Source organism: Pseudobutyrivibrio sp., assembly GCF_017471675.1.
In the GTDB taxonomy this organism is placed as follows: domain Bacteria; phylum Bacillota; class Clostridia; order Lachnospirales; family Lachnospiraceae; genus Pseudobutyrivibrio.
In genome coordinates, this window is record NZ_JAFUSK010000039.1 from 1 (window position 1) to 26,637 (window position 26,637).

22 protein-coding genes and 1 other RNA gene are annotated in these 26,637 nt (G+C 36.4%); 20 read left to right on the plus strand and 3 right to left on the minus strand.

All coding sequences use genetic code 11. The features are described 5' to 3' along the window. Positions 1 to 8: 8 nt before the first annotated feature. The 8 genes from smpB (at position 9) to IJ535_RS06730 (ending at position 8,702) form a co-directional block, all read left to right on the plus strand. Positions 9 to 476 carry an SsrA-binding protein SmpB gene (gene smpB, locus IJ535_RS06695; RefSeq protein WP_028247901.1) on the plus strand — a complete coding sequence of 156 codons (468 nt, stop codon included), beginning with the start codon at positions 9 to 11 and terminating at the stop codon, positions 474 to 476. Beyond that, positions 476 to 1,021, plus strand: coding sequence for a Maf family protein (locus IJ535_RS06700; RefSeq protein WP_294300394.1), 546 nt, complete (start codon positions 476 to 478; stop codon positions 1,019 to 1,021). Before smpB ends, IJ535_RS06700 begins: the two co-directional genes overlap by 1 nt. A gap of 152 nt (positions 1,022 to 1,173) precedes the next feature. After that, positions 1,174 to 1,515: a transfer-messenger RNA gene (ssrA, locus tag IJ535_RS06705) on the plus strand. Between the two features lie 115 nt (positions 1,516 to 1,630). Beyond that, positions 1,631 to 3,712, plus strand: coding sequence for a methyl-accepting chemotaxis protein (locus tag IJ535_RS06710; RefSeq protein ID WP_294300399.1), 2,082 nt, complete (start codon positions 1,631 to 1,633; stop codon positions 3,710 to 3,712). A 130-nt stretch (positions 3,713 to 3,842) separates the two neighbouring features. Then, positions 3,843 to 4,964, plus strand: a complete 1,122-nt coding sequence (locus IJ535_RS06715) for a D-alanyl-D-alanine carboxypeptidase family protein (RefSeq protein WP_294300402.1) — start codon at positions 3,843 to 3,845, stop codon at positions 4,962 to 4,964. A gap of 175 nt (positions 4,965 to 5,139) precedes the next feature. Beyond that, positions 5,140 to 5,634 carry a hypothetical protein gene (locus IJ535_RS06720; RefSeq protein WP_294300404.1) on the plus strand — a complete coding sequence of 165 codons (495 nt, stop codon included), beginning with the start codon at positions 5,140 to 5,142 and terminating at the stop codon, positions 5,632 to 5,634. Between the two features lie 30 nt (positions 5,635 to 5,664). Beyond that, positions 5,665 to 7,986: a hypothetical protein gene (locus IJ535_RS06725; RefSeq protein WP_294300407.1), complete on the plus strand. Its 2,322-nt coding sequence runs from the start codon at positions 5,665 to 5,667 to the stop codon at positions 7,984 to 7,986. Between the two features lie 5 nt (positions 7,987 to 7,991). Beyond that, entirely contained in the window at positions 7,992 to 8,702 is a 711-nt protein-coding gene (locus tag IJ535_RS06730; RefSeq protein ID WP_294300409.1) for a hypothetical protein, read from the plus strand. 39 nt (positions 8,703 to 8,741) lie between these two features. On the opposite strand, the gene IJ535_RS06735 is transcribed toward IJ535_RS06730, so the two are convergent. Continuing rightward, on the minus strand, positions 8,742 to 9,392 hold the full coding sequence (locus IJ535_RS06735) for an HAD family hydrolase (RefSeq protein ID WP_294300412.1): 651 nt from the start codon (positions 9,390 to 9,392) through the stop codon (positions 8,742 to 8,744). Positions 9,393 to 9,517: 125 nt separating this feature from the next. Between IJ535_RS06735 and IJ535_RS06740 the strand changes: the two genes are divergently transcribed. Both IJ535_RS06740 and IJ535_RS06745 read left to right on the plus strand, forming a co-directional pair. Next, on the plus strand, positions 9,518 to 10,039 hold the full coding sequence (locus tag IJ535_RS06740) for a GNAT family N-acetyltransferase (protein ID WP_294300415.1): 522 nt from the start codon (positions 9,518 to 9,520) through the stop codon (positions 10,037 to 10,039). Between the two features lie 4 nt (positions 10,040 to 10,043). Then, positions 10,044 to 11,048: a glycoside hydrolase family 25 protein gene (locus IJ535_RS06745; RefSeq protein ID WP_294300418.1), complete on the plus strand. Its 1,005-nt coding sequence runs from the start codon at positions 10,044 to 10,046 to the stop codon at positions 11,046 to 11,048. A 290-nt stretch (positions 11,049 to 11,338) separates the two neighbouring features. Here IJ535_RS06745 and IJ535_RS06750 read toward each other — a convergent pair whose 3' ends face one another. Continuing rightward, positions 11,339 to 12,433: a pyridoxal phosphate-dependent aminotransferase gene (locus tag IJ535_RS06750; RefSeq protein WP_294300420.1), complete on the minus strand. Its 1,095-nt coding sequence runs from the start codon at positions 12,431 to 12,433 to the stop codon at positions 11,339 to 11,341. A 107-nt stretch (positions 12,434 to 12,540) separates the two neighbouring features. Here IJ535_RS06750 and IJ535_RS06755 point away from each other — a divergent pair, with 107 nt between their 5' ends. The 4 genes from IJ535_RS06755 to IJ535_RS06770 all read left to right on the plus strand — a co-directional run bounded on the left by IJ535_RS06755 (position 12,541) and on the right by IJ535_RS06770 (position 19,447). Continuing rightward, the gene (locus IJ535_RS06755) at positions 12,541 to 16,137 is read left to right on the plus strand and encodes a DUF5717 family protein (RefSeq protein WP_294300421.1); all 3,597 of its coding nucleotides are present in this window, start codon (positions 12,541 to 12,543) and stop codon (positions 16,135 to 16,137) included. A 15-nt stretch (positions 16,138 to 16,152) separates the two neighbouring features. Further along, positions 16,153 to 17,391: a DUF5716 family protein gene (locus IJ535_RS06760; RefSeq protein WP_294300423.1), complete on the plus strand. Its 1,239-nt coding sequence runs from the start codon at positions 16,153 to 16,155 to the stop codon at positions 17,389 to 17,391. A gap of 137 nt (positions 17,392 to 17,528) precedes the next feature. Continuing rightward, positions 17,529 to 18,221, plus strand: coding sequence for a hypothetical protein (locus tag IJ535_RS06765; protein ID WP_294300425.1), 693 nt, complete (start codon positions 17,529 to 17,531; stop codon positions 18,219 to 18,221). Positions 18,222 to 18,241: 20 nt separating this feature from the next. After that, positions 18,242 to 19,447, plus strand: coding sequence for a hypothetical protein (locus tag IJ535_RS06770; protein WP_294300427.1), 1,206 nt, complete (start codon positions 18,242 to 18,244; stop codon positions 19,445 to 19,447). On the opposite strand, the gene IJ535_RS06775 is transcribed toward IJ535_RS06770, so the two are convergent. Next, entirely contained in the window at positions 19,444 to 20,529 is a 1,086-nt protein-coding gene (locus IJ535_RS06775; protein WP_294300429.1) for an endonuclease/exonuclease/phosphatase family protein, read from the minus strand. The two genes, IJ535_RS06770 and IJ535_RS06775, sit on opposite strands and share 4 nt — an antisense overlap. A gap of 104 nt (positions 20,530 to 20,633) precedes the next feature. Here IJ535_RS06775 and IJ535_RS06780 point away from each other — a divergent pair, with 104 nt between their 5' ends. The 6 genes from IJ535_RS06780 to IJ535_RS06805 all read left to right on the plus strand — a co-directional run bounded on the left by IJ535_RS06780 (position 20,634) and on the right by IJ535_RS06805 (position 26,587). Further along, the gene (locus IJ535_RS06780; protein WP_294300431.1) at positions 20,634 to 21,872 is read left to right on the plus strand and encodes an MFS transporter; all 1,239 of its coding nucleotides are present in this window, start codon (positions 20,634 to 20,636) and stop codon (positions 21,870 to 21,872) included. A 71-nt stretch (positions 21,873 to 21,943) separates the two neighbouring features. Next, positions 21,944 to 22,564: a hypothetical protein gene (locus tag IJ535_RS06785; RefSeq protein ID WP_294300433.1), complete on the plus strand. Its 621-nt coding sequence runs from the start codon at positions 21,944 to 21,946 to the stop codon at positions 22,562 to 22,564. 24 nt (positions 22,565 to 22,588) lie between these two features. Continuing rightward, the gene (locus tag IJ535_RS06790) at positions 22,589 to 23,278 is read left to right on the plus strand and encodes a response regulator transcription factor (RefSeq protein ID WP_028243638.1); all 690 of its coding nucleotides are present in this window, start codon (positions 22,589 to 22,591) and stop codon (positions 23,276 to 23,278) included. After that, positions 23,256 to 24,767 (plus strand): sensor histidine kinase, encoded by a 1,512-nt coding sequence (locus IJ535_RS06795; protein ID WP_294300435.1) that lies wholly within the window; start codon positions 23,256 to 23,258, stop codon positions 24,765 to 24,767. Before IJ535_RS06790 ends, IJ535_RS06795 begins: the two co-directional genes overlap by 23 nt. An 84-nt stretch (positions 24,768 to 24,851) precedes the next feature. Further along, a complete protein-coding gene (locus IJ535_RS06800; RefSeq protein ID WP_294300437.1) occupies positions 24,852 to 25,631 on the plus strand; it encodes a hypothetical protein in 780 nt (259 codons plus the stop codon). 32 nt (positions 25,632 to 25,663) lie between these two features. After that, on the plus strand, positions 25,664 to 26,587 hold the full coding sequence (locus tag IJ535_RS06805; protein WP_294300439.1) for a chemotaxis protein: 924 nt from the start codon (positions 25,664 to 25,666) through the stop codon (positions 26,585 to 26,587). The last annotated feature ends 50 nt before the right edge of the window (positions 26,588 to 26,637 follow it).

Consider the following 26,637-nt stretch of genomic DNA (forward strand, 5'->3'; position numbering starts at 1 on the left):
ATTTGATTATGAATAAAGAAGGACGTAAATTAATTGCTAATAATAAAAAGGCTTATCATGAATATTTCATGGAGGAGGAGTATGAGGCAGGAATTGAGCTTCACGGCACTGAAGTGAAGTCTATGAGAATGGGCCAGTGCTCCATTAAGGAAGCTTTCGTGCGTATAGATAATGGTGAAATGTTTATCTATCAGATGCATGTAAATCCTTATGAAAAGGGTAACATTTTTAACCGTGACCCACTTCGCCCTAGAAAGCTTCTTTTGCATAAATCAGAGATTAATCGCTTACTTAGTAAGATAAAGGAAAGCGGTTATACTATAGTTCCTTTGGAGGTTTATCTTAACAATGGTCTTGTTAAGGTAAAGATTGCCCTTGCAAAAGGTAAGAAATTATATGATAAGCGTGCAGATATCCAAAAGAAGGATATGAAACGAGAAGCAGAAAGAGATTTTAAGATAAGGAATTTAGGCTAATGAAGATTATACTTGCATCAAACTCACCAAGAAGAAAAGAATTGCTTACACAGGCAGATATTGATTTTGAGGTTAAGTCTGCTGATGTTGAAGAAATAACAGATAAGACTAAGCCTGAGGAAGTTGTTATGGATTTGAGTCAGCTTAAGGCTAAGGCTATCGCAAAGGATAATCCAGGCAGAAGGATAATTGCTGCTGATACAGTAGTTGCTTTTAATGGACAGATTCTTGGAAAGCCAAAGGATGAAGCTGATGCCTTTAGAATGTTAAAGGAGCTATCAGGAGAGACTCATCATGTTTATACAGGTGTTACCATTATTGAAGAGGATGGAAGGGTTAATACCTTCTATGAGGCAACAGCTGTTAGTATGTATGATAATTCAGATGAGCTTATAAATAGATACATTGCAACAGGTGAGCCTATGGATAAGGCAGGAGCCTATGGCATCCAGGGCAAGGGCGCAGTTCTTGTTAAGGAGATATGTGGAGATTACAATAATGTGGTAGGACTTCCACTTGCAAAGGTTTATCGCAATTTATACTAGAAGTTTATTGATTTTTGCGTCAAAACCTATATAATAAAATGTGCTGCAAGGATATACAAGGGCTAGTAATGGTTTCGACAAAATGATGCTAAAAGCCGACCGAAGGGAGACTTGTTAGCGTCAGAAACCGGCTCAGTCTATAGGCTTTATAAGGGCTAGTAAAGGTTTCGACAGGGGTCATGCAGCGGAAGAAGCGAGTCCCACGGTAATGGGTTAAATGGCCAAACTTAAAATTAAACGCTGAAGATAATTTAGCATACGCAGCCTAGTTGCTGCAGTCTGACTTAGAGCACCTACACTTTAAGACCCAGACTTCGACTCTGTAGGAAACGACATTGCCAAAGCTTTGCGGTAATGGGCGTATCATGAAGCTACTAAAGCATGTATCTTGTTTGTAAGAGCCATGTGGAGGGAATGTTAAATTACAAACTACACTCGTAGAAGGGCCGGGAATTGGCTTTTGGACACGGGTTCGACTCCCGTCTAGTCCACTATAAATACCCGTAAGATTTAGTCTTACGGGTATTTTTTTAACAAATTGCGCACAGTTTCTTCATATGTGTCTAGTATATTGAATATAAGATATTTTAGTACGTTTAGGAGGAAACTATGAATAAACAAACTAATGTAAATAATCAATCTAAAAAAGGACCATCTCCTAAGGCTATAAGCAAGAGACTAACTCTTTTATTTGTGCTTATGTTGATAGCTAGTACGCTACTTGCTGAAGGAATTATTATTACACTTGGTTATGGCATGATTAAGGATTTAATTGATAAATCTTTGAATAATCAGGTTGTTGCGGAAGCAGGAGAAGTTAACAGAGAGCTTAATTCTATTTTCTATTATCTGAATGGTATAGCTGATGGAGTAGAAAATGAAACCTTTGAGGATGATGCAGCAATTCTTCACTACCTGGCACCAACTGTTGACAGATATCCTCTAATTCCACTGGGAGCTTATATCGGAACAAATGATGGAAAGTTCCTTGATGCATCAGGCTGGGTTCCGGATTCAGATTATATTGTGACAGAAAAAGGCTGGTATAAGGACGGCATGGGCTATGATAATACATGGTTTTACTATTATGATCAGCCTTACTTTGATGCAGCTACCGGTGATTTGTGCGCTACAGTAATTCGTCACGTAAAGCTAAAGGATGGTAGAGAAGGTGTGTTTGCATCTGATTTGATTCTTACATCTATTCAAGAGCAGCTTAATGAGGTTAAGCTATACAAGACTGGTGGCTGTATTATGGTCACAGGTGAAGGTCAAATTCTATCCCACAAGGATACTTCTATTTGCGGAACAAATATTGCAGATAACAAAGATGCCTTTTTCTCAGGTGTTAATTCATTCCTTGCTGAAGAGCATGGAATTGTAAAAACTGTTATGGCTAAAGGGACTGCTTATTATATGGTATCAGCTCCTGTAAGTGGAACTGATTGGCAGGTAATTGTTTACGCTAAGAGATCAGAAGTTTTGGCTTCACTCTTTACAATAGTATATATTCTTATTGGATTTACTATAGCTGCAGTCCTTATAGTTGTTCTTGTAATGATTAAGGTTCTTTCTAATATGATTAAGAAGCCTGTAACAGCGCTTACTGAAAATATCGAAAAGATTGCAAATGGTGATTTCACTGTTGAGATTGCATCGAAAGGCAATGATGAGATTGCATTTATGAATACTGCCATGGGCGGATTTATAAATGGTATGCGAAATAGTTTAAGTGAAATCAAGACGGTGTCTACAAGGTTAATTGATGATGCCCAAATATCTAAGGATACAGCTGAGAATCTGGAGCTTGCTGCTAATGAGCAATCTGTATCAATGGATCAGATTAGAAGTAACATCGATGATATGGCAGATGCAGTTACAGAGGTAGCTGAAAATGCCACAACCTTGGCTCAAACCATTTCAGATGTTACAAGCGAAGAAGAAGAAATCGAAAATACAATGAATGATTTGGTTAAGAAGGCAGATGTTGGTCAAAAAGATATGAAGACTGTATCTGAAGGAATGGACAACATCGTACTTTCTATGAATGATATGGCAGAAGCTGTTAGAAGCGTAGATGATGCTGCACAGCAGATTACTCAGATTGTTGATATGATTAATTCTATTTCTTCACAGACTAACCTACTTTCACTTAATGCTTCTATTGAAGCAGCAAGAGCTGGTGAGGCTGGCAAGGGATTTGCGGTAGTTGCAACAGAGATTGGTGCCCTTGCAAACAATTCTGCTGATGCAACAAATCAGATTGTTGATATTATTAAAGAAATGTCTGATAGAGTTAAGGATTTGTCAGAGAAATCTACAGCCAATACAGAGCTTATTAATAATAGTGCAGAATCAATTAACAATGCTGCTGATACATTCTTACAGATTACTACAGAATTAAATACAGCAAGCTCTACACTTAACGACATGGCTGAGCAGATGAGAAGAGTGAACGATGTTGCTACCAACATGGCATCGGTATCAGAACAGCAGTCTGCAGCCACACAGGAAATTGCATCTAATGTGGAGAAGGTAACGGAATCTGCTAAGGAGGTTGCAGCTTCTTCTGAAAAGGTTGCTAACGCTGCATCAAATGTTTCTACAGCTGTTGATACAATCAATAACAACCTGGTTCGATTCACAATTGATGCTGCAAACAAAATAAAAGATGATATGGATTCTGAGTAAATGCAAGGCGGAAGGGGCAAACCTTTCCGCCTTTTCGTTATATTTAACAGAAATTCCGTTCTGAATTGAACAGGATATTTCTTAATGCTAAAATTATAAGTAATTTTAGTGGGGAGCGGAGAGTAATTTTATGGCAAGGTATAATAGAAATATGACTGATGATGAACGAAAGGCCTATAGAAAGAAAAAAAGGCTTATTCGTAAAATACAGGTATACAGCGAGATAGCAATCATTTCTTTGTTAATCATAGTGTCAGCAGGTCTGATAATTACCCATTTTAGTGGAAATAAAGATAAGCTTAGTGTTGCAAAAGAAGAGACCAAAAAGGAGAGTCTTGAAACAGCATCAAAGGAAGAGGATTCAGGGCTTAAGGTTTCAGCAAAGGCAGATGAACCTGAACCTACAGAAACGGTAGAGGAAGAAGAAACTCCAAAGGCAGCTGCTTATTCGGCAAAAGAAAATGATAATACCGTTAATATAGAGGGAGATGTTGTAAGCCAAAATGCGGTGCTGATTAATAATCAGACTAAAGAGATAGTAGCTACTAGAGGTGCTCATGATAAAATCGTTCCAGCATCTATGACAAAGGTAATGACTGTGCTTACTGCAGCTAATCATATTTCTAAAGAGCAGCTTAATGAGGTGGTTACAATGTCTCATGAGGCTACTGATTATTCTTATGCTGGTGGCGGTTCTACTTCTGGATTTGTTGAAGGGGAAGAGGTTACTGTAAAGGATCTTTTCTATGGTACTATACTTCCATCTGGTGGTGATGCCGCAGCTGAACTTGCTATGTATGTAGCAGGTGATATAGACAGCTTTGTTGCTATGATGAATGAAGAGGTGGCGGCTTTAGGGCTTACAGATTCGCATTTTACTAACCCTGTTGGTTTTCATAACGAGAATCATTATAGTACGCCTTACGATATTTCAATTATTATGATGGCGGCATTAGATAACGAAATATGTAAAGAGGTTTTAAGTACCAAGGTATACAACTCTACTGGAACTAATGTGAATCCAGAGGGAATTACTATTTCTAACTGGTTCCTAAGAAAAATCGAGGATAAAGATATTGGGGGCGAGATAGAAGGAGCGAAAACAGGTTTTGTTAATGAATCTGGAAATTGTGCTGTAAGCTCCATGATTTCAGCCTCAGGTACCGAATATATCTGTTGTACAACTAATTCAACCTCTGGTTGGCGTTGTATATACGACCATGTGGCTATCTATAAAACTTATGCAAAATAAAAACCAGCTTCTCCCTATGGGAGAAGTTGTCTACACTCTGAGACTTAGTAGTTATCTACTAAGTCTTTTATTTTGAGATAAAACGTTATAAAAAAACATATTTGACAATATATATATATATATATAATGTATTTATCTGTTATAAATGTAATCATAATTTGGAGGTTTTAAAATTATGGACAAAATTAAGTATTTTATCAATGTATTATGGAACAATATTTGGCATTTTATTGTTGCATTGATAATGGCCTTTTTAACAATTTTCTTTTTCTTGATGATTTTTGTAGCAATATTTGAAGATCACAGTATGTCAGAGTTTTTAGTCATGCTTGTTGTAACTGCTGTTTCTGCCTTAATAACATGGTTATTCATTAATTCATGGTTTTTAAAGCCATATCGTTGCCCAAGCTGCCTTAGAAACTTTGCACTTAAGGGATGTGGTATTGAAGAGGTAGGCAATGAGCAGTCTATTGGTAATGAAACAAGCACATCATATGTTAATACGAAGGCTGACACTAACACAGTTTTTGGATCTGTAGATGTTAGGGTACCAGTAACACAAACTAATACTGTTGCTTATAATCAGAAGGTTTATCAGCGTAACTACGTATGTAGATTCTGTGGTGAGGAATGCTACAAGACATTTAAAGGTGATAAAACTCGCGCTTAGTTGTTTATATAATTATTAGAGAAATATCCTATGAAGAAGAAAGTATTATTTATTATTGCTATAGCAGTGATTTTGATTGGCGCTATAGCTGCAATTATTTTTTCTAAGAAAAATAATAATAATGACGATAATTCGTTAAAACTTCAGGACATGGATTATATAGAGATTTCAGAGGAAGATGCATTAACTGTTACTGAGTGGATGCATCTTCTTTCTAGTGAATTTGGATATGATGATCCTGAAGAATACAGTGATGAAAAGATTCTAGGTAAAGATGCAGTTGCGGCTGGTTTTGATCAGCTAGGTATTGCCTTTGAAGATTATGTCCTTGAAGGATTAGATAATACTGCCGAAAATAAGGCTAGTGTTGCAGTTAACCTTGATGTAATTAGTGAAGATTATTTGGATTCATATATTGGCGAAGAGCAGGCAGAAATCCTAATTAATAATCTCAAAGCTATTCAATCGCTATCAGACTATCATGTAGACATTAACGAAATTCAGTTGGCTGATGGAATTATTGATGGCACAACATGGAATGCCCAGTACTATGCAGTAATAGATGATAAAGAGGAAGTTATCATTGAAACTGGTGATTATATTCCACAAGTCAATGAACAGATAGTTTTTACAGACTTAGGTGGCGTTTTACGAGGCGGCACTGTTGTTGCGGTGCAAGAACGCGGTAAAGGAAAGTATGATATGCTTTTATCGCCATTTACTGCTGAAGATAATGTTATTGAAGATTATACAATAGCGGGATATGTTGATTTTTCTTATATACAAACCCTTAATTCTGCAACAATAGACACAGGGGAAAATATCGCTTATCAAGCAGATTTTTCAGATGATTTTCCGACTGGAGAATTTACTCAGACAAGTACCAAACATGAATGGTCAGGTTCAACAGATTTACATTTAAAACTTGATGTCATTAAAGAGGCAGGAAAAAATAAACAGAAGGTTAGAGTAAGGGCTGCAGAATTAGGTGATTTTGATATCACAGGCTATGTTGAAGCTGCTCAAAAAGTTGTCGATGGTTTAAATGCATCTGACGATAAAATTTCTGGTGCTTCAACTAAATCTATTGATATCTCTTTAAATGATTTAACTCTATATACATATTTTAAGAATAACGAAGCAGCTGAGATAGAAGTATCCTACTTACCTGTAGTTGAATGTGAGGAAGGATTATCTGGAGATATATCTATTCCGATAGGAGAACTTCCTCTAGGTAATAAATTTGCGGAAGTAAATGTTTCGATTACTGTAGAGATCAGTACTAATCTTGATGTATCAATAAAGCTTGAGCCAACATACCCAATTTCGGTTGGGGTTCATATGGGTGAGCATAACAATAAACAAATGGCGAACAGCCCACCACTGGATTGTAATATAGTAGATTTCATTTCAAGTGAATCCTTGGATTTGTCAGTGAATGCTAAAATTTCTCGAGGTTTTGGTATTGAAGTAAAGGCTAGCTTATTAGGTATAACAATATGTGATCCTAAACTAAATATTACTATTGAAGTTGCTGCAAAGGCGTTGGACCCAGTAGGGGACTATGATGTTGGCTGTATTGAAGTTAGAAATGCCTGCCCAATAGTTGAGATTGAACTAACTCGTGATGATGATTTTTCGGTTATGGGAGGGGTAATATCTATAAATAGATGGCCTAGTGAAATTGTATTAAATGATCCTGATGTTAGTGATTTTGTTAATGCGGAATATACCCATATAGAAATTTCTCCTGAGTTTAATAAATTGGATGACCCATTGGGCAATGCTTCTGTATGTACTCATTATCCTGATGGGGAAAGTCATAAAGCTGATCCTAAAATTAAGTTTTCTGGAGAGGCAAAAGCAGAAGAATTTTTACCTGTTACTTGGGCGGATTTGGAGCCAGAGTATAAAGAGTGGATAAACCAAGGAGATTGGTATTCTGCCTTTAAAAATGAATTTGATGTCGCATATATTCACATTGATGATGATAATATTCCTGAATTAGTTGTTTATACACCTTATATGAACTATGCTAGCTATGTTCTTACAATTCATGATGGAAAGGCTGTGGAATATAGTGGCAAAATGTCGGATGCTTACCCATCATATTCTCCATATTCTGGATATTTATTTTATACAGGTGGTGCAATGGATGTTTATTATGACAAAGTTGTTCAATTAAAGAATGGCGAGTTCATAGAAATAAACGTTGGACGTTATACTAGTGATGGTGAGTATACATGGGATGGTGTTGATATCAGTGAAGCTGAATATAATTCCAAGGTTAATACATGTTGTCCATCAGGAAGTTGGATAGAACCAGAAAAATCAAAGATGATAATGGAGTAGCGAATATGAAAAAAGGATTAATTTTAGGTGTTGGAGCTGTAGCTGCTATTGGAGTAGCTACAACTATAGGTTTAAATATAAAGAATAATGGTGCTAACGAGATAGATACAACAGAAGTAGTTGAAACTATCAATGAGACAGAGACTGCTGATTATAATGTCTTTGAAAACTATGAATCGACTTTTAATATGCTTACAGAGGTTGATGCAGAAAGTGGAACGGTTTATTATTCTGAAATCAATGACGGAAATATTCTAGTAGACATTGAATATAACAGTGATGATGCAGGCGTTTATATTAAGACATATTCTGCAAATACTAATGGTGGTGTAGAGTCGGTTGCGAATGAGTTGCTTACAAATATTGAACGCTCAGGTGTTGAAAATGCTTATACAATATCTGCTGGTAGCTATATTGACGGAAAGTATTATGTGATGCTTCAATATGATTGTGACCCATTAGGTGAAGGTTCACTTTCATGTGAACGAGTAAGTATAGCAGCTGTTTCGGAAGACGGCACTATTGAAAAAATTGCTGATTTAGAACAATGGTGGGCTACGGATGAGACTGATATGGAATTTAAACAGGACCGCCAAAATGATTTGACACAGATTTTTAATCAAGAATTTTCTAAGGATCAAGTGAAAACAATTGCTGACGGAGATGGCGTAGTTTCTGATTACCTTGATGGCATAGAAAAAGTATATAGTTTTTAACAAATAATTTAGTAAACCTTGGCCTTTTGGCCAAGGTTTTTATTTTACAATGTCTATGAGCTTGCGAATATTATCAATAAAAGCCACAGGCTTAAACTTAGATAACACATCCATATCCCTAAAGCCGTAGGTGCATAGAACATAATCAAGTCCTGCATTTTCTCCAGTGGCAGCATCCACCTCAGAATCTCCTACATAAAGCACCCTTGATTTATCAGTAACACCAAGAGCATTAAGTGCCATGTTTACAGGAGCAGGATCAGGCTTTCTTTCATGCTTTCCATTATCGCCGATTACTATATTTATATTAGGCTTAAAGAAATCATTAAGAAGAGATTCGCTGGCAGTTTGACCTTTGTTAGTTACAATTGCCATTTTAATACCCATATCAGAAAGCTCTTTTGTAGTTTCAATAATGCCATCGTAAGGCTTTGTTTTAATAAGATTGTGTGTGTTGTAATAATCAACGAACTCCTTAAAGAATTCATCAAAATGCTCATAATCTTCTCCCATTGGAAGGGCTCTTACCACAAGCATCCTAAGACCATTGCCTACAAAGCGGCGAACATCATCTATAGAGTGAGTTGGAAAGCCGTATTTATCAAGCATGTAGTTGATAGAATCTGTAAGATCCTCAAGTGTATATAGTAAAGTTCCGTCTAGGTCAAATAGAATTGTATCGTATTTCATTATTTTACTTCCTTTTGATTATTTCTTTATGTTATAAGACTATTATAGTTTTTTGTAAAGGAAAATATTGAATAATAAACACCCCTCTGATATGATTTTTATATATTAAATGCTAGGAGGATGATATGAATTACAAGATTAGAGAGGCTGAAACTTCCGACGCTAAAGCAATTCACGATATTTATGGATACTATGTGGCTAATACTTATGTCACATTTTCAGAGGTTAATCCTGATGTAGATTCTTATGCAGAAAGTATCGTAAATACGAAGAAGGATTATCCATACATTGTTGCAGTGGATGAAAATGATAAGGTGGTAGGCATGGCCTACGGCGGTAGGGTTCGTCATCATGATGCCTACAAATACGCTGTTGAAACTACCATTTATTTAGGACCAGATGTACCTAAGCATTCTGGAATTGGTAAGCTTTTGTATACAGAGCTTGAAAAAAGGCTTACTAGTATGGGCTACAAATTCATGTATGGTGTTATTACAGATGATAATGATGCAAGCATTGCCTTTCACAGGGCTCTTGGATTTGAAGAGGTAGGGCATTTTACAGATATTGGTTACAAATTTGGTAATTGGAAAGGAATAGTGTGGTACAGGAAGCAAATTGGTTCTTTAGCTGATATGCCACGATAATGTTATGAAAAGAGCGTTTAGATATTTTTTGATTTCTATACTATCAATTATTTTTACATTGATAGCAGTAGGCATTATTTATATAGTTGCAGATACACACAGCAGAATAAAGGTACAGGATAACAAAGAAACATATTCTTCGGAAGAAGTAGAAGAGCTTGTAAGTGAAGCTAAGGAGGAGGGACGAAACAGTGTGCTGGATTCCATAAAGGAATCTCTAGAAAACGGAAATGCCATAATTTCTGTACTAAAATCCTTATACCCTGAGTACATAGTTGTAGCTGCCAACTCTAAATACAATTTCGTTGAAATCAACAAGGATTTATCGAAGAACAGCTTTGATATAGACAATCTTTCGGAAGATGAATTAGGACGATATGTATACAAAACAGACGGAGAGTTAAAATCTCGCTTTGGAATAGATGTAAGCTCACATCAGGGAGATATAGACTGGGAAGCTGTTAAGGCTGAAGGTGTAGAATTTGTATTTGTAAGAGCTATCTACAGAGGCTACGGTACAGGAAAGCTTGTAATAGATGAAAAATGCCTTCAAAATATTGAAGGAGCCCAGGCGGTAGGCATTGATGTAGGTGTATATGTATTCTCTCAGGCAATTAATCAGGCTGAGGTTTTAGAAGAAGCTTCTACAGTTATTGGCTTACTTGATGGCTATACATTACAGCTTCCAATAGTATTTGATGTAGAAAAGGTGGCAGACAGCACAGCTAGAACAAATGCCCTTACAGTACAGGAGCGTACAGACCTTACTAAGACATTTCTTGAGGCTGTGAAAAATGCAGGCTATCAGCCAATGTTTTATCACAACACAGAGATGGGAGCTATGCTTTTAGATCTCACCCAGCTTACAGAATACCCTAAGTGGTTTGCAGGCTACAATCGTGAATTTTACTGGCCATACGAATACAATATTTGGCAGTATTCTGAAACTGGACGGGTAAATGGAATTAATGGAAACGTAGACCTGGATATATGGCTGGAAGGCAATTAAGGAAGGGACATCTCCCGAAAGTTTTTGTACATGTGTATTAGATAGACTGTGCAATATTTCTTATACTTTGAAATGAACTTAGAAAAATAAAAAGCAGGTTTTGTATATATTGGCATGTGCCGCCAGGACGGCGGCACAAGTGCGCAAGCAACAGGACGTTGCATCAAGCACGGTGCCTATATATTCAAAACCTGCTTTTTTAATTTTTCTTAGTGAATGTAATAGTAAAAGAAATACTGCACAGTCTATCTAATACACATGCTCCCTACGTTTTTGAAGATGTCCCGGTGCTAGTTGCGTTCTAATAATATGGCGGAGAGGGTGTCGTTGTCGGCGGGATTCATGAAGCAGAAGCGAATGTAGTTGTCACCTAGGTATGGGAAGGTGGAACAATCGCGAATCATGAGGCCCTTGCGGATAGCTTTGTCGAAAAGGTCGCCGCTGGTTATGCCTTCTTCTAAAATCTTAAGCAGCATGAAATTGCCATGTGGTTTGTAAGGCTTAAAGCGGTTGCTTTCGGCAAAAAGCTTATATAGTCTGTCACGTTCTGAACCGATGAGTGCTCTTGTTTTATCGATGTATTCCTGGTCTGTAAACATAAGAGTTCCTGCGACTACTGCAATGGAATTGATTGTCCATGGGTCCTTACGCTTATTGATTTCTGAAATCAAATCGGCGTTAGAGCAGATGGCGTAGCCCAGACGCAATCCAGGAGCAGAAAAGAACTTAGAGGTACCACGAAGAATGGCTATGTTGCCATAGGTACGTGTTAGACCTACAGCGGAAATCTTTGATACATCCTCAGCAAATTCTACATAAGTTTCATCAACCATAACAAAGATGTGGCAGGCCATACATGCATCGAGAATCTTTCGCATGTCATGGGTATCGATGGCTGTGCCGGTAGGGTTGTTAGGATTGCAGATAATGAGAAGGTCAATATCTTCTGTAAGCTTACTAACAAAATCTGCAGTATCAAGTACAAAGTCGTTTTCTTCCCTTAGAGGGTAGTATATTGTCTTGCCTCCTACTAAAGATATTTCTCTTTCGTATTCTGAATAGGTAGGACCTAGGATTAGAGCCTTCTTTGGATGTTCAATCTGAACGAAAAGAGAGATAAGCTCTGTAGAGCCGTTGCCTACGATTACATTTTCTGTTTCGCAGCCCGCATAGTTTGCAATGCATCCGCGAAGTTCACTGTACTCTCTGTCTGGGTAGGTGGTAATGCAATCTATGTGCTCCTTGATTCCTTCCTTTAATTTAGGAGATATTCCAAGCGGATTTACGTTAGCAGAAAAGCTAATGATATCTTCCTTTTTTATTCCATATATCTTTTCGATTTTTTCTAAATCACTTCCATGAAAATGGTCTTTGTGTTTTATCATAGTTATTCACCTCACAGTTTACATAGTAGCATCAAGTTGAATAATAATCTACAACTTTTTTGTCCCGTATTCGTTTGAAAACACTACATGTTGTGCTATAATTTGATATGAATATGCTAGGAGTAGTGGGCGAAGCCAACACTTCTATAGTAAATGAGGGAAATGTTTTGAGAAAAAGAATCTATCGTATATCGGAAGATAAATTCGATGACGTTAAACCAAATATAGAGTTTGAACATGAGCAGATTGTAGAAAGCTGCTTTGTTTCTGATGTTTTTAAGGGTGATATTTATTTTAAAAGCACTAATGATGTTAAGATTCGTGGTGTGATTTACTGCGACAATCCTTATGTACAGATAGATGAGCCTCTTTTTGATAAGGCTAATGTGCATATTACCTATAAGGTGGAGGATTATAATTTCAAAGTAGGAGAAACACTTACTGGAGAATTTGTTATTGTTGCAGTTGGAATAGAAAAACACCTTCCTTTTACTATCAGCTATGTAAAAAGGCCTCTTGTTTCATCGGAAGGGGAGATAACAAGCCTTGAGGATTATGTTGAGCTTGCCCAGAATCATTTTACTGAAGCTGTTTCAATTTTTTATTCAGACAGATTTGCAGAGTTTATAAAGACATTAGATAAAAGAACCAGGCTTTTATACAGGGGCTTTAAGGCTGCACCTATTGCTGCATGCAATGTGGATGAGTTTTTGGTGGCTTGCAACCTAAAGCCTAAGATGACCTTTGATGTAAAGGAGCGAGAGGACAGGTATTATGAGGTAGATGAGAATATCCGTGGCGAGATAGAAATTGTTCGTTCTACCTGGGGCTTTATTGATGTTGCAGTTTGCTGTGATGCAGATTTTGTTTCTATTGAAAAAGAACATATAACTTCTGATTTCTTCCTTGGCTCTATTTTTAATATGAGCTATTACATCCATAAGGATAAGATGCATGAGGGTATAAATCTGGCAAAGATTTGCTTTGATTATAGAGATATTCATAAGGAGATTATCATTCTTGCATCTACACATAAGGAGGGAGCAGTTCTAGAATCTGAAAGTCATGATAAGGATATGAAGATCCTTAAAGCTTGCAGATTGTACGAGGAATTCAGATTAAGAAGAATTACCACACCTATGTGGTGTCAGGAATCACTTGCCATTGTGGAAGAGCTTTCAGATGAAAAGAATAATGAGGATAATTTCCTACTTCTTACCAAGGCATTTTTGTATGTTACAAATAATCAAAAGCAGGAAGCTTTATGGATTATCCAGGATTTAAAGCGCTCTATAGAGGACAAGAGCAGCTGTGAGTGGGCATTTTTACTGTATATCTGTACTCTTATTGAGCGTGAAGAGGATTATGTAGATAGATTAACAGAAAATATTGAGACTATTTTCAGGGAACATCCTGATGATGTTAGGATATTCTGGTTCCTTTTGTTCCTTAGAAAGGAATACATAAAAAACTCTACAGCAAAGCTTAGAGATATAGCTACATGGGTTAATTCAGGGGTGGATTCTCCGCTTTTATATATCGAAGCATACTATATTTTTGTACAGGATCCATATCTTATTTCAGGCCTGGATGAATTTACCATTAAGATACTTAACTGGGCTAGAAAAAGAGGGGCTCTTTCTAAGGATATAGCAATCCAAATGGTTCATATTTTAGAAAATGAGCGAAGCTTTAATCCAAAGGTACTGCCTATTATCGATAGCTGCTATGAGATATATCCTGATTTACAGCTTTTGCTTGCAATTGTTACATATATTCTTAAGGCAAACTATGTTGAGCCTAAGTTTTTAAAGTGGTTCAAGCTGGCTATTGAGGCTAACTTACATGTGTCAGGTATTTTTGAGGCATACATGGATGCAATGCCTACCTATTCAGTAGATAAGTTTCCACAGCTTTTGACCATGTTTTTCAAATACAATAATGATTTGTCCTATGAGAAAAAAGCGCTTCTTTATGCCAATATCATTCTTCACAGGCAAGAGGATAATAAAACCTATGAACACTATGAAGAGGCAATTGAAAAATTTGCCTTAGAGCAGCTGAGACTTGGCAGACTAGATGAGAATCTTGCTGTATGCTACCAACGTCTTATGGAGCTTGGAATATTTGATTCAGAGGTTGCACGTCTTGTTTCAGAGCTTGCATTTAAGAAAAAGATTGCAGTTATTAATCCTGGCGTAAGAAGAGTATTTTTGTATCAGGATGAATTTAAGGCGCCAAATATTTCCAATGTTTCTGACCATAAGGCATATATTAATTATGTTGGAAGCAAGGGTGTTATTTTCTTAGAAGATAATAACGGATATTTATTTGTAGATGATGAAGCATATCTTACAGAGGATATTATTGATGCTACAGGATATCTTGATAATCTAAAGTCTCTTACGCCTCTTAATATGGCTTATGTGCTTATGGATTTTGAAAAGGGATTTGATTTTAGTGAGCCTAACAAATCTACTGTAGATGCAGTGAAGCTATTGCTTGAATCTAAACAGATATCCAGTGATTATATAGGGCATCTTTATCCTAAGATTATAGAGCTTTTTAGATTTAACGAAGAGGAAGCCTATATCGAAAACTTCTTTATGAATGAGGCTGATTTAAAGGGACTTAGCGCAGAGGTTATTGCAGATGTATTAGAGGTATTTGTATCTCGTAGCAAATATGATGAAGCATATTATATGCTCAAGCACACTAATGGAACTAAGATAAAGCCAGAGGTTCTTTCTAAGCTTTGCAGATATTTTATTAACGAAAAGCCTGATGAACCAGAGGATTTCTTAATTCTTCTTTGCAGTAAGCTTGTAAATAAGGGGCTTATACACGGTGATGTTATTCATTATCTTATTAAGTATTTTGTTGGTCCTACAGATACTATGCTTCGTATATACGATAATGGCTTGGAACGAGGGGAGGATATCGTCGAGTTTGCAGAACGTATTCTCACCCAGGTCTTATACAGAGATTTCCTTTGCGATGGCATAATGGATGTTTTTGAAACATACATTAATAGAAGAAACAATAAGATGATTGTGGAAGCCTTCCTTACCTATCAGGCTCACAGTTATCTTTCTTTGGGAGTTACAATTCCTGAGGAGATTTTTGCCCATATTTTCAATCGCTTCAAAAAGGGGCTTAATGTAAATGAAAGTATGCGAATAGCTCTTCTTAAATTCCTATGCGAAAGCAAGGATTTAAATGAAGATGAGCTTAACATGCTTGATATGCTTTTGGGTGATGCAATCCTTAAGAATCAATACTTTGGGTTCTATGTGAGATGTAATGAAAAGCTTAAGATTAAATATCATCTGTATGATAAGCATTTTATTGAGATAAATACTGATAAGCGCAAGTCTGTGGTTATTACATATTCAATAAATGGCGCCTCACCTAGGGAGGATGACATGATTGAAATGTATGATGGCTTGTATGTTAAGCAGTTTATTCTATTTTATGGTGACGAGCTTCGTTACGAAATCTACTGTGACGAGCTTTCAGACGAGCCTCTTAAAAGTGAGACTATCGTTATGAGTGAAGAGCCAGATGTGAAAAATGGCAGATTTGCAATTATGAATAATATTAGCAGGTACAACATGTATGGAGAAACAGGAGAGCTTGCTACAGCTCTAAAAACATACCAGGGCTTAGATGTTGTTACAAAAGATTTATTTACTATTATATAAAGGTTAGGAAAAGTTATGAGTGATTCTGGTGCAATTATAGGAATAGATATTAATCCTAGAAGTACAGTGCTTAGTATTTACAAATCGAATATGGATGAGCCTACTACTGTAAGCACGGTTCTTGGAGAAGAGAATTACTCAATTCCTACAGTGCTTGCTAAAAGAAATGGTATGGGCCAGTGGTTTTTTGGAGAAGAGGCTCTGCTTAAAGGTAGGACAAAGGAAGCAATACTTGTTGAGGATTTGTACAATCTTTCCCTTAGAAATGAGCAGGTTTATGTTGATGGGGATAACTTCTTTGCAAGGGATTTACTGGTGATTTATTTTAATAAGCTTTTTTCTATTCCTGGCATGATGGTTGCCATGGGAGATATAGAAAAGCTGGTTATCTGCGTAGAACAGGTAAAGCTAGAGGTTATGGAGCTTATGAATTATGTCACAGGTAAGCTTGGCATTGATTCTAAGAAGGTAATGCTTATAGATAGAAATGAATGCTTTTATTTCTACGCACTTTCTGGAAAGCCTGAGCTGTTCCTTTATAGCGTGGCTCTATTTGATTACAGCGGAAGCAATATGATTTCTGTTGTCATGAATAGAAATCAATCCACAAGGCCACAGTTAATCACACTTGATGTGGTTAATCATGGTGACATCACTGAAAATAAAGATGAAATGTTTGATTCAATTATTGCAAACACATTTGGTAGCAAGCTGTTTTCATCAGTTTATCTGGTAGGGGATGGCTTTGATGGTGATTGGATGAAGCTTAGCCTGTCGCGTCTTTGCAAAGGTAGAAAGGTTTTCTTGGGAAAGAATCTATATTCTAAGGGAGCCTGCTATGCAGGTTATGTAAAGGAAGGCAAGAGGGACTGGCCATTTATATTCATTGGAGATAATGACCTTAAGCTTAATCTTTCACTTAAGATTTTGGATAACAATGTGATGAAGTTTTTGCCTCTTATAGATGCAGGCCAAAGCTGGTACGATGCTAAGGGGGAATGTGAAGTAATACTTGATGGGGAGCCTGAAATAGAATTTTACGTTCAACGTCCCGAATCAAGAGAAGCACATACAGACGTGCTGGAGCTTACAGATTTACCAAAGCGAGAGAATCGTACAACAAGACTTAGAATAGAGGCTAGTCCTATTTCAGATGTTGCAGTATCTATTATTATTACAGATTTAGGATTTGGTGAAATTTCTCCTGCCTCAGGCAAGAATTGGGAACATACAATATCCTTGAAGGGAGAGTAATGAGTACTTTAATCTATTGTAAAACTCCAATAGCGGCTACTCCGTATTATATTGAGGAAGTCTCTCTTAATGTGTATTCATTGGAGGAGCTTAGCTATTTTATATTAAATAATGTATATCTTTTATCTAGCAAGTTTATGAGTACAGAACTTTGCAATTGGATTGGCAGAGAGCTTAAGCTACCTAACCTGTCTAAGGAATTGCATCAAATGGTGCAGAATAATTCGCCTTTGCATATTTTTGTAGGTCATATTCTTAGTGCTAATGGTTTTGCATCTAACAAAGAAATTAAGGACGCCCTTGCTATAATATCTACCTTTGAGAACAAATCAGAGGCTGAAAGAAGAAAGCTTAGGGCTGACAGGCTTATGGCTGGTGGCAAGCTTGTAGATGCTATTTATGAATACGAAACCCTTCTTTCAGAAGAGGTATCAAGCACAATGCCAAGGACAGTTGAAGGTGATGTTTATCACAATCTTGGATGTGCCTTTGCCAAGCTATTCTTTTTTGAAGAAGCCTGTCGCTCCTTTGATGAAGGGTACAAGCGCAATCAAAAGAAGCAGACATTATATCAATTACTTTATTCAGCCAGATGTGCTAAGGATAAGGCAGCATTTGATGAATATGTTAACAAATATCAGGTACCAAGAGCTGATGTGGAAGAGGTATTGCAGATTGTTAGCAGGGCTACAGTAAAGGATGATATTGTAGGCTTTGACAGCTCAATAAATGACATGCTTTATGGTGGCAATGGACAAGAAGTCAGTGAGACTATAAATAATGTAATTCAAAATTGGAAAAATGAATATATAAGACTTTGTAGAATATAATCATAAATGGGGAGAAGTATATGGGATTTTTTTCAAGTAAAAAAAAGAAAAAAGAAATAAGAGCAGCCAGGATAGATGATGCTTTTAACAGGGTGTATTCTCAGATAGAGGGGATGGGTTCTGCAGACGATCCTAAAAAGCTGGAGCGATATATCTTAGATTCCTGTGAGCAAATCATAGCAAGCACTAAGGCTATGGAGCGTCAAAAGATGGAGTATCGAATTGTTACCAGATATCTGAATGATATTAAGGCAATCGAAAATCTACCTAAGGAAAAGGCTAAGGATTTAAGAACTACAGCATCTAAGATTGTTGAGCTAGAAGAAAACTTGGTAAATGCCAGAGCTATTCAGCGTAATATTACAGATGAGCAGTTCCAGGTGATTTCCGATGATGAGGAGGATATGCCTGAAATCATAAATCGTTTTACATCAGACGAGATTTATCAGGCCAAGCTTAAAAGAAATCTTTCTTACCTGGAAGGAGAAAAAAGCAGATGGGAGATAGAAAGAGAAGAGCTTAGGTATCAGGTTAAGCTTTTTAAAAGAATGGCTCTTACAATAATGGTGTCTTTTATGACCCTTCTTATTTTGCTTTTTACTATGAGCTCTGCTACAGAAGTAGATATTTCAGTATGGGTTTTTGCAGTTTTATTTATATGTGCTGTCAGCGGATTTTTGGTATTTCTTAGACAAAACAAAATAGCTAAAGAAAAGAAGGTTGCTATTATTCATTTGAATCAGGCTATTAGTATGCTTAATGTGGAAAGAATGAAATACGTTAATGTTACTAACAGCGTTGAGTATTCAAAGGATAAATATTCTGTTAACAATGCAGCTGAGCTTCAGTATGTTTGGGAGCAATACCAGGATAAGGTTCGTGACCAGATTCGCTACATGGAAAATAACGAGGATTTGGAATTCTATAGTAATAAGCTTGAAAATATCCTAGGCAGTATAGGGCTTGCAGATGAAAAAATCTGGATTAATCAGATTAATGCTTTGATAGATAGACAAGAGATGGCTGATTGCAGACATAGGCTTGTAACCAGACGTAAAAAAATAAGAGAAAGATTAGATGACCATCGCAGAATTGTTCAGGAAGAACGTGATGAAATAGATAGGCTCATGATGAGTCATGAGCACTATCTACCTGAAATCACAGAAATTATTAAATCTGTTGATAAGCTTTGTGGAACCAGCTCAAGCAACAAATTAGATGCTTAATCCTTAAGGATAAAATCCATATAAACAGGGTTGTGATCTGAATACTTAAATCCGGTATCAAGTACGTTTGCTGATAATACCTCTATGTTACTTGATACAATAAAGCCATCTATTGTAAGTACATAAGAATTCTTAGAATATGGCTTATCGGCGTTTCTACAAGAGGGAACAGGATTTGCTTCATCAACTGGTCCGATAATTGTAAAGCTTTCATTAAGAAGACCATCAGGAATTGGCTGAGCCCAGTTTTCGGTGCTTGTGGTACCAAAATAAACAGATGAATCACCAAGTACATCCTTGTTCATATCGCCACCTGCGATTATATAATTGCCTTTTTCAAATTCCTCTTGCATATCAGCGTTAAGCATTACCACCTGATTTTCTGCTGTAGATGGGTCGGTGGTGTAGGCTGAAAGATGTACATTGTAGAGGATTAACTGCTTGCCATTTTCAAGGTTGATACAGTTTTTGCTATAACATCTGTCTAAATCAATAAACTTTGATAAACCTTCTTCAATAGGAAGAGAGCGTCTGGTGGAATCAGTGATAGTAGCAGGTGATACAGTAAGTAAACCAGCTCTTGATTTACCATGAGGTTGAGTTAATGGATAAAGTAAAAATGGACTGTCATAGTTCATTGCAAATGTATAATTAACATTATCGTAGCTACTGTTTTTTAGAATATCGATTATTAAATCCTTTTCATTAACGTGGTAGCTTCTGGTGGAATTAAGGTCTACCTCCTGAAATAGCATCAGGTTAGGATTTAGGGTAAGGATACTATTTATAGAGCCTTTAATATTTTTATTTACAGCATGTTTAGAAAAAGCCCAAGACTCAGTTCCGCCATCCATAAAGAAGGAATAGTCATCAGAATAGGCACCAAATCCTAGATTGGCTGATGAAATACGATACATCTCATTGGTTTTTAGTGCATCTGTTGCAGATTCGCCCTCAATGTCAAGTTGCAAGTTATCTTCAATACGATGATAGCTTAGAAGAACGTATGCGAAATAAGCACCAAATAAAACTACTATTGCAAGGATAATGATTAGGATTGATTTTAATATTTTTTTTACCATAAATATCTCCTTTCCTATATTTTTGAAGTCAACATTAATATATCATAAAAATTTTGCATTAAATTATTTTTCATAATAAATTAAAGATTTTTTAAGGAGAGAGTATGATTTACAAAATTAAAGAGTCACTGGAATTACGTTTGAACTTATCCTACATAGCCATTCAAGGGCTTTACTGGATGATTGTATGCTGCACTATCAGCCTTGGCAGCGCGTATTTGTCTAACAGAGGCTATTCTACTGTTGGAATAGGAGCTTTGTTTGCTATTGCATATCTTATTGCAAGTATCTTACAGCAGCTTATTTCAATTGAAACTGATAAAAGCAGCAGGTTTAATGTATTAGATGTGTTAGCTGTACTTGGAGCTGTTCTTGCAATTGATTTGCTTTTTGCAGTTAATACTGATGTAAAGGGATTTGGCACAGGATTTACTTTTCTTATAGCTGCCATGATAGCAACTATTATGCAACCATTTCTTAATGCGCTTAATTTTCATATTGAAAAATATGATATTAAGATGAATTATGGAGTGGCTAGAGCTAGCGGTTCATTCTTTTTCTTTATTATGAGCTTGCTTGCTGGCAATCTTATGAAGAGCATTTCTGAAAAGGCAGCACCTGCATTAGGACTTATTGTCACAATTCTTTTTATCGCAAATGTCTTTTGGATTTTTAAGGAGCTTAAAAGCACAGGGAAGGAGCCTGCGAAGGATTATGATCCATTTCAAACTGCTAATGATAGTTCCTTTGATATTTTGGATTCAGATTCAATTAAGTTATTTATTGAAAAATACAAAATGTTTTTTATTTTTCTGATAGGTTTAATGGGATTTTATTTTGGTCATGTGCTTATTAATAATTTCCTATATCAGATTACTGTAAACGTAGGTGGAGATGAGGCGGATACAGGTGGACTTCTTGCAATGCAGGCTATTGTGGAGTTACCTGCAATGATATTCTTTACCTGGTTAAAAGACAGATTCGGCTCAAAGCTTCTTCTTTCTTTTTCCGCAGTATTTTATTTTGTAAAGATATTTGCCACTACTATAGCAACATCTGTTGGCATGTTGTATTTTAGTATGATTTTCCAGGCGTTGGCTTTTGCAGTATTTATTCCTGCTTCCGTTCATTTTGTGGATGAGATAATGTCTGAAAAGGATGCGGTAAAGGGGCAGTCATTTGTTACTGTTGCTATGACACTTAGCAATCTGCTTTCTAGTCTGTTAGGCGGAATTCTTATTAGATTAGTAGGTGTTACAGCTTCTCTTTGGTTTGGAACAATAGTTACACTTTGCGGAGTTGTAGTATCAATTTATGGCCTTGTAAAAATAAAACAAAAATAATTAATATAATATAGATTTTTGTATTGTAAATTGCTAAAATAACTATATAAGAATTGTAAAAAAGGATTAATATGGCTAAGTACAATATTGGTGGGTACATTTTCGACGATGAGAATAAAGCAAAGAAGGCCGCCAAAGAGCTTAAGGCTGTAGAGTATATCTTAGGTCAGATTAAGGATGCTGATGAAAAAGGAGTACTTTCAGTTTACAAGAAGCTCTTAAATCAAAGGCCTTTTTCCACTGAGATAGGTATGGGTTTTCTATCTCAACTTAGGCAAAATCTTGTTTCCTCAGGGGCTTTTACAGAGGAGGATGTTCCTTTAGTTTACAGCTTGGACGAATCGGATGACACTTCTAGGGATAATCCTATATCAGCAGTACAATCTAAAGAAAATGAGGAAAAATTAGAAGAAAAGCCTAAAGTCAAGAAGAAAATAGCCGATAAATCTGTTGTGAGTGGCGATGATCACTTAAAAGAGCTTAAAAGGCTCAAGCTAATCAACAGGATTTTATTAATCCTTTGCATAACATTATTGTTATGTGTGCTGGGAATGTTTTATGTGAACTCCACTATAAACAGTCCTACAATCCTCAACTATGAGGAGAAACTTATAGATAAGTATTCTTCATGGGAGCAAGAGCTTACCGAAAGGGAGGCGGCTGTTAAGGAGAAGGAACTACAACAACAATAATTTTTCAAGGATGGGGTTGGTGTTATGGCAAAAAACAAAATTCTTGTGGCTGATGATGAAAGCCGAATGAGGAAGTTAATCAAAGATTATTTAGTAAGAGAAGATTACGAAGTAATCGAAGCAGAGAACGGAGAACAGGCTCTTGACATGTTCTATATGGATAGCGAAATCGCTCTTATCATATTAGACGTTATGATGCCAAAGGTTGACGGCTTTGCTGTTCTTAAGGAAATCCGCGAAACTTCTTCTATTCCAGTCCTTATGCTTACAGCTAAGGGCGAAGAGAACGATGTGCTTAATGGTTTCGAGCTTGGTGCAGATGAATATATTAACAAACCATTCTCACCAAAGATTCTTATGGCCAGAGTTAATGCAGTACTCCGTAGAAGCACAGATGATTCTATAGGCAAGAAGGTTGTTGAAGCCGGTGGTATCCAATTAGATGTTGATGCACACGTGGCTACAAACGACGGTAATCCTGTAGAGCTTTCTGTTAAGGAGTTCGAGCTTCTTTATTACTTCATTAACAATGAAGGCATAGCACTATCTAGAGAAAAGATTCTTAATCATGTATGGGATTACGATTATTTCGGAGACGCGAGAACAATTGATACTCACGTAAAAAAGCTTCGTAGTAAGTTAGACGACAAGGGAAATTACATCAAAACTATTTGGGGCATGGGGTATAAATTTGAAGTCGACGCAAAAGTCTAATAAAATTAATCGCCAAATTGTAGGACTGATAGTTGTGACTATAATATCAGCACTGGTATTAGTCAGTCTAATATCATCCTGCTTTTTAGGCGATTATTATATTTATGAAAAAAGAAAAGATTTGAAGGCCATCTATGGCACGCTTACAAAACGCTGTGAAAATGGCACTTTATACGGGGAAGAGTACACACAAGAGACGGCAGCATTATTTGATATGTATACAGTGGCTTGCATAATTGCAGGCGCTGACGGGGAGCCATTAGTCTCATCCAACATGGATTCTGAGCTTCTGCTAAATCAGCTCAACTACGCAATGTTTTCAAATAATAAATCAGAGAATGCTTTAAACGAAACTGATTCTTATAAGATATTCAAACAGGTATTTCCTGGTTCAAAGGTTGAATATCTTGTTTTAGTTGGTTTGTTGCCGGATGGAAATAGTATATTTCTTAGGGTAACAGAATCTTCAATGAGGCATATTACCGGGGTGATGAATAAGTTCTTTATTCATATGGTAATGTGGGCGGTTGTTTTTACTGCCATAATTGGCTTTGCTGTTATTTCAAGATTTACACGTCCTCTTATAAATCTAATTGATATTACGAAGAGGATTTCTAATTTTGATTTTGATGCCAAGTATAGACCGCAGCGAATATACAATGAAATAGATGATTTAGGTGAACATATAAATGAAATGTCCACCACACTTAAGCGCGCAATCACCCAGCTTAGGGCGGCCAATGAAAGCTTAAAGCATGATTTGGAGGTAAAGGAAGAAACTGAGAACATGAGAAAGGAATTTGTTTCTAACGTTTCTCATGAGCTTAAGACTCCTATTGCTCTTATTCAAGGCTACGCTGAGGGCTTGCAGGAAGGCATTATGGATGATGAAGTCAGCAGACAGATTTACTTAGACATCATCATTGATGAAGCCAATAAAATGAATCGCCTGGTTAGAGAGATGCTTATTCTTAATCAGCTTGAGGCTGGTCAGATGAATATGGATCTTGTGGATTTTGATGTTACTGAAATGATTGACAGTATTGTTGACAGTAATAAGATTAATTTTGAGGCTCAGAATATCAAATATTCATTTATTAATAAGGCTGAGTGTTATGTTCATGCTGATGAATTTTTAGTAGAGCAGGTTATTACCAACTTTATTAGCAATGCTATTCATTATGTTATGAACGAGAACATAATAAATGTTAGATATGATTTCGCAAAAAAAGGAAAAGTTCGAATTAGTGTATTCAATTCGGGTAATAATATTGCCAAGAAGGATATTAAGCGTATTTGGGAGAAATTCTACAAAGCTGACAAAGCCAGAAGCCGTGAATATGGTGGAAGTGGTATAGGTCTTTCGGTAGTTAAAGCAACTATGGATCTTCTACATGAGAAGTTTGGCGTGGAAAATGTTTCCGATGGTGTTGAATTTTGGTGCGAACTAACTTTGGCAAAAGACACAAAAATCAATAAAAATTCATAGAATTTTCTGATTTTTTACGTTGAAGTGTACACATATTAATGCTAATATACCATTAATGATTAGTTTATTCTTCTAGGAGATGGTATGAAAATTAAAAGTTTAGGCCTTTTAATTTCTATATTGAGTATATCTTTTCTATTCACAGGCTGTGGTGAGCCATTAATGGAAATGACTGCCGAAGAAGAGGCAATTATTACGGCTTACGCTTCCAAAGCTGTTTCTAAATTTAACAAGAATCAGACTATTGGAATAGCAAATGCCAGAGTAAGAGAAGGTGAATTAGACGAAGAATACAGCCCTGATGAACCTGAAGAAGTAACTGATGATGAGGCTTTAGAACAACCTGAAATTGATCCAGAGACTGGAGAACCTATTAATATAGATGCTTCTTCAGAAAAGACGGAAGAATCAGGAGAAGAATCAGGAGAAGGTACAGTAGAAGATAGTTCTCAAGATTTAGGATATTCCTTTACAGAAGCCATAGGAATTGAACGTGTAGAGTTTAGTTGTTCTGAATTTGATGTATCAGAAGAATTTAAAACAAAAAAATTCTTTATGGAAAAAGTATCAGGAAAGAAATATGTAGTTTTATCAATAGAAGCAAAAAATACTTCAGATAAATCAGTTGATTTTTCTCAGTACAAGGATAAGAGCTATAGCTTATCTTTAAATGGCAAAGATAAAGCAAGTGCTAGCTTTACACCACTGGGGAATGATTTAGTTAATTATGATGGTATACTGGCAGCTGGTGATAAAAAATCTTTAATTTTAGTTTTTCAATTCAGCGACTCGTCAGTAGAAAATATAACTTCTATGGACCTTTTTGTTACAAGCGAAGGCACCACACGAGGCACAACCATATAAATCAGTATTGATTTAAATGAGAGGAGATTTGCATGGATACTAATATTTTATTGGAATCGGGCACAAACGAACTTGAGGTACTTGAATTCAAGGTTGGCAAGAATTTCTATGGAATCAACGTTGCCAAGATTAGGGAGATTTTGTTATATCAACCAGTAACACCGCTACCTAATGCGCATCCTTCCATAGAAGGAATATTTATGCCAAGAGATATTATGATATCTGTTATTTCTCTTCACAAATGTTTGAATATTCAGGATGAAGCTACAACAGATGGTCTGTTTATTATCACAAACTTTAACAGCTTGAATACAGCCTTCCATGTAGATGAAGTTCTTGGAATACATCGTGTATCCTGGGAAGATATTATCAAACCGGATGCAACTATTAGTTCTGATGAATCTGGCGTTTCAACAGGTGTTATTAAGCTAGAGGATAGACTTGTTGTTATTCTTGACTTTGAGAAGATTGTTACAGATATTAATCCAGAGACTGGTCTTAAGGTTTCTGAAATGGATGAATACGAGACAAAGGATAGAAGTAAATCACCTATTATGCTTTGCGAGGATTCACCACTTCTTTCAAAGCTTATTGTTGAGTGCTTGAAGAAGGCAGGTTACACAAATCTTCTTGTTAATATGAATGGACAAGAGGGCTGGGACAAGCTTGTTGAACTTCATAAGGCAGGAACAGTTCTTAACGATGTTCACCTTATTATTACAGATATTGAGATGCCTCTTATGGATGGTCATAGACTTTGTAAGCTTGTTAAGGAAAATGACACTCTTAAAAACATTCCTGTTATTATCTTCTCATCTCTTATTAATGATGAGATTAGAAGAAAGGGTGAAAGCCTTGGTGCAGATGCACAGCTTACAAAACCAGAAATTGGTAAGCTTATTACAGTAGTTGATGAGCTGGTTGCTAAGTATGAGGAAGCGCGCCGCGGCAATTAACAATTGAAATTATGAGGGGTATGCCATGCATGCCCCTTGTTTTGGTATAG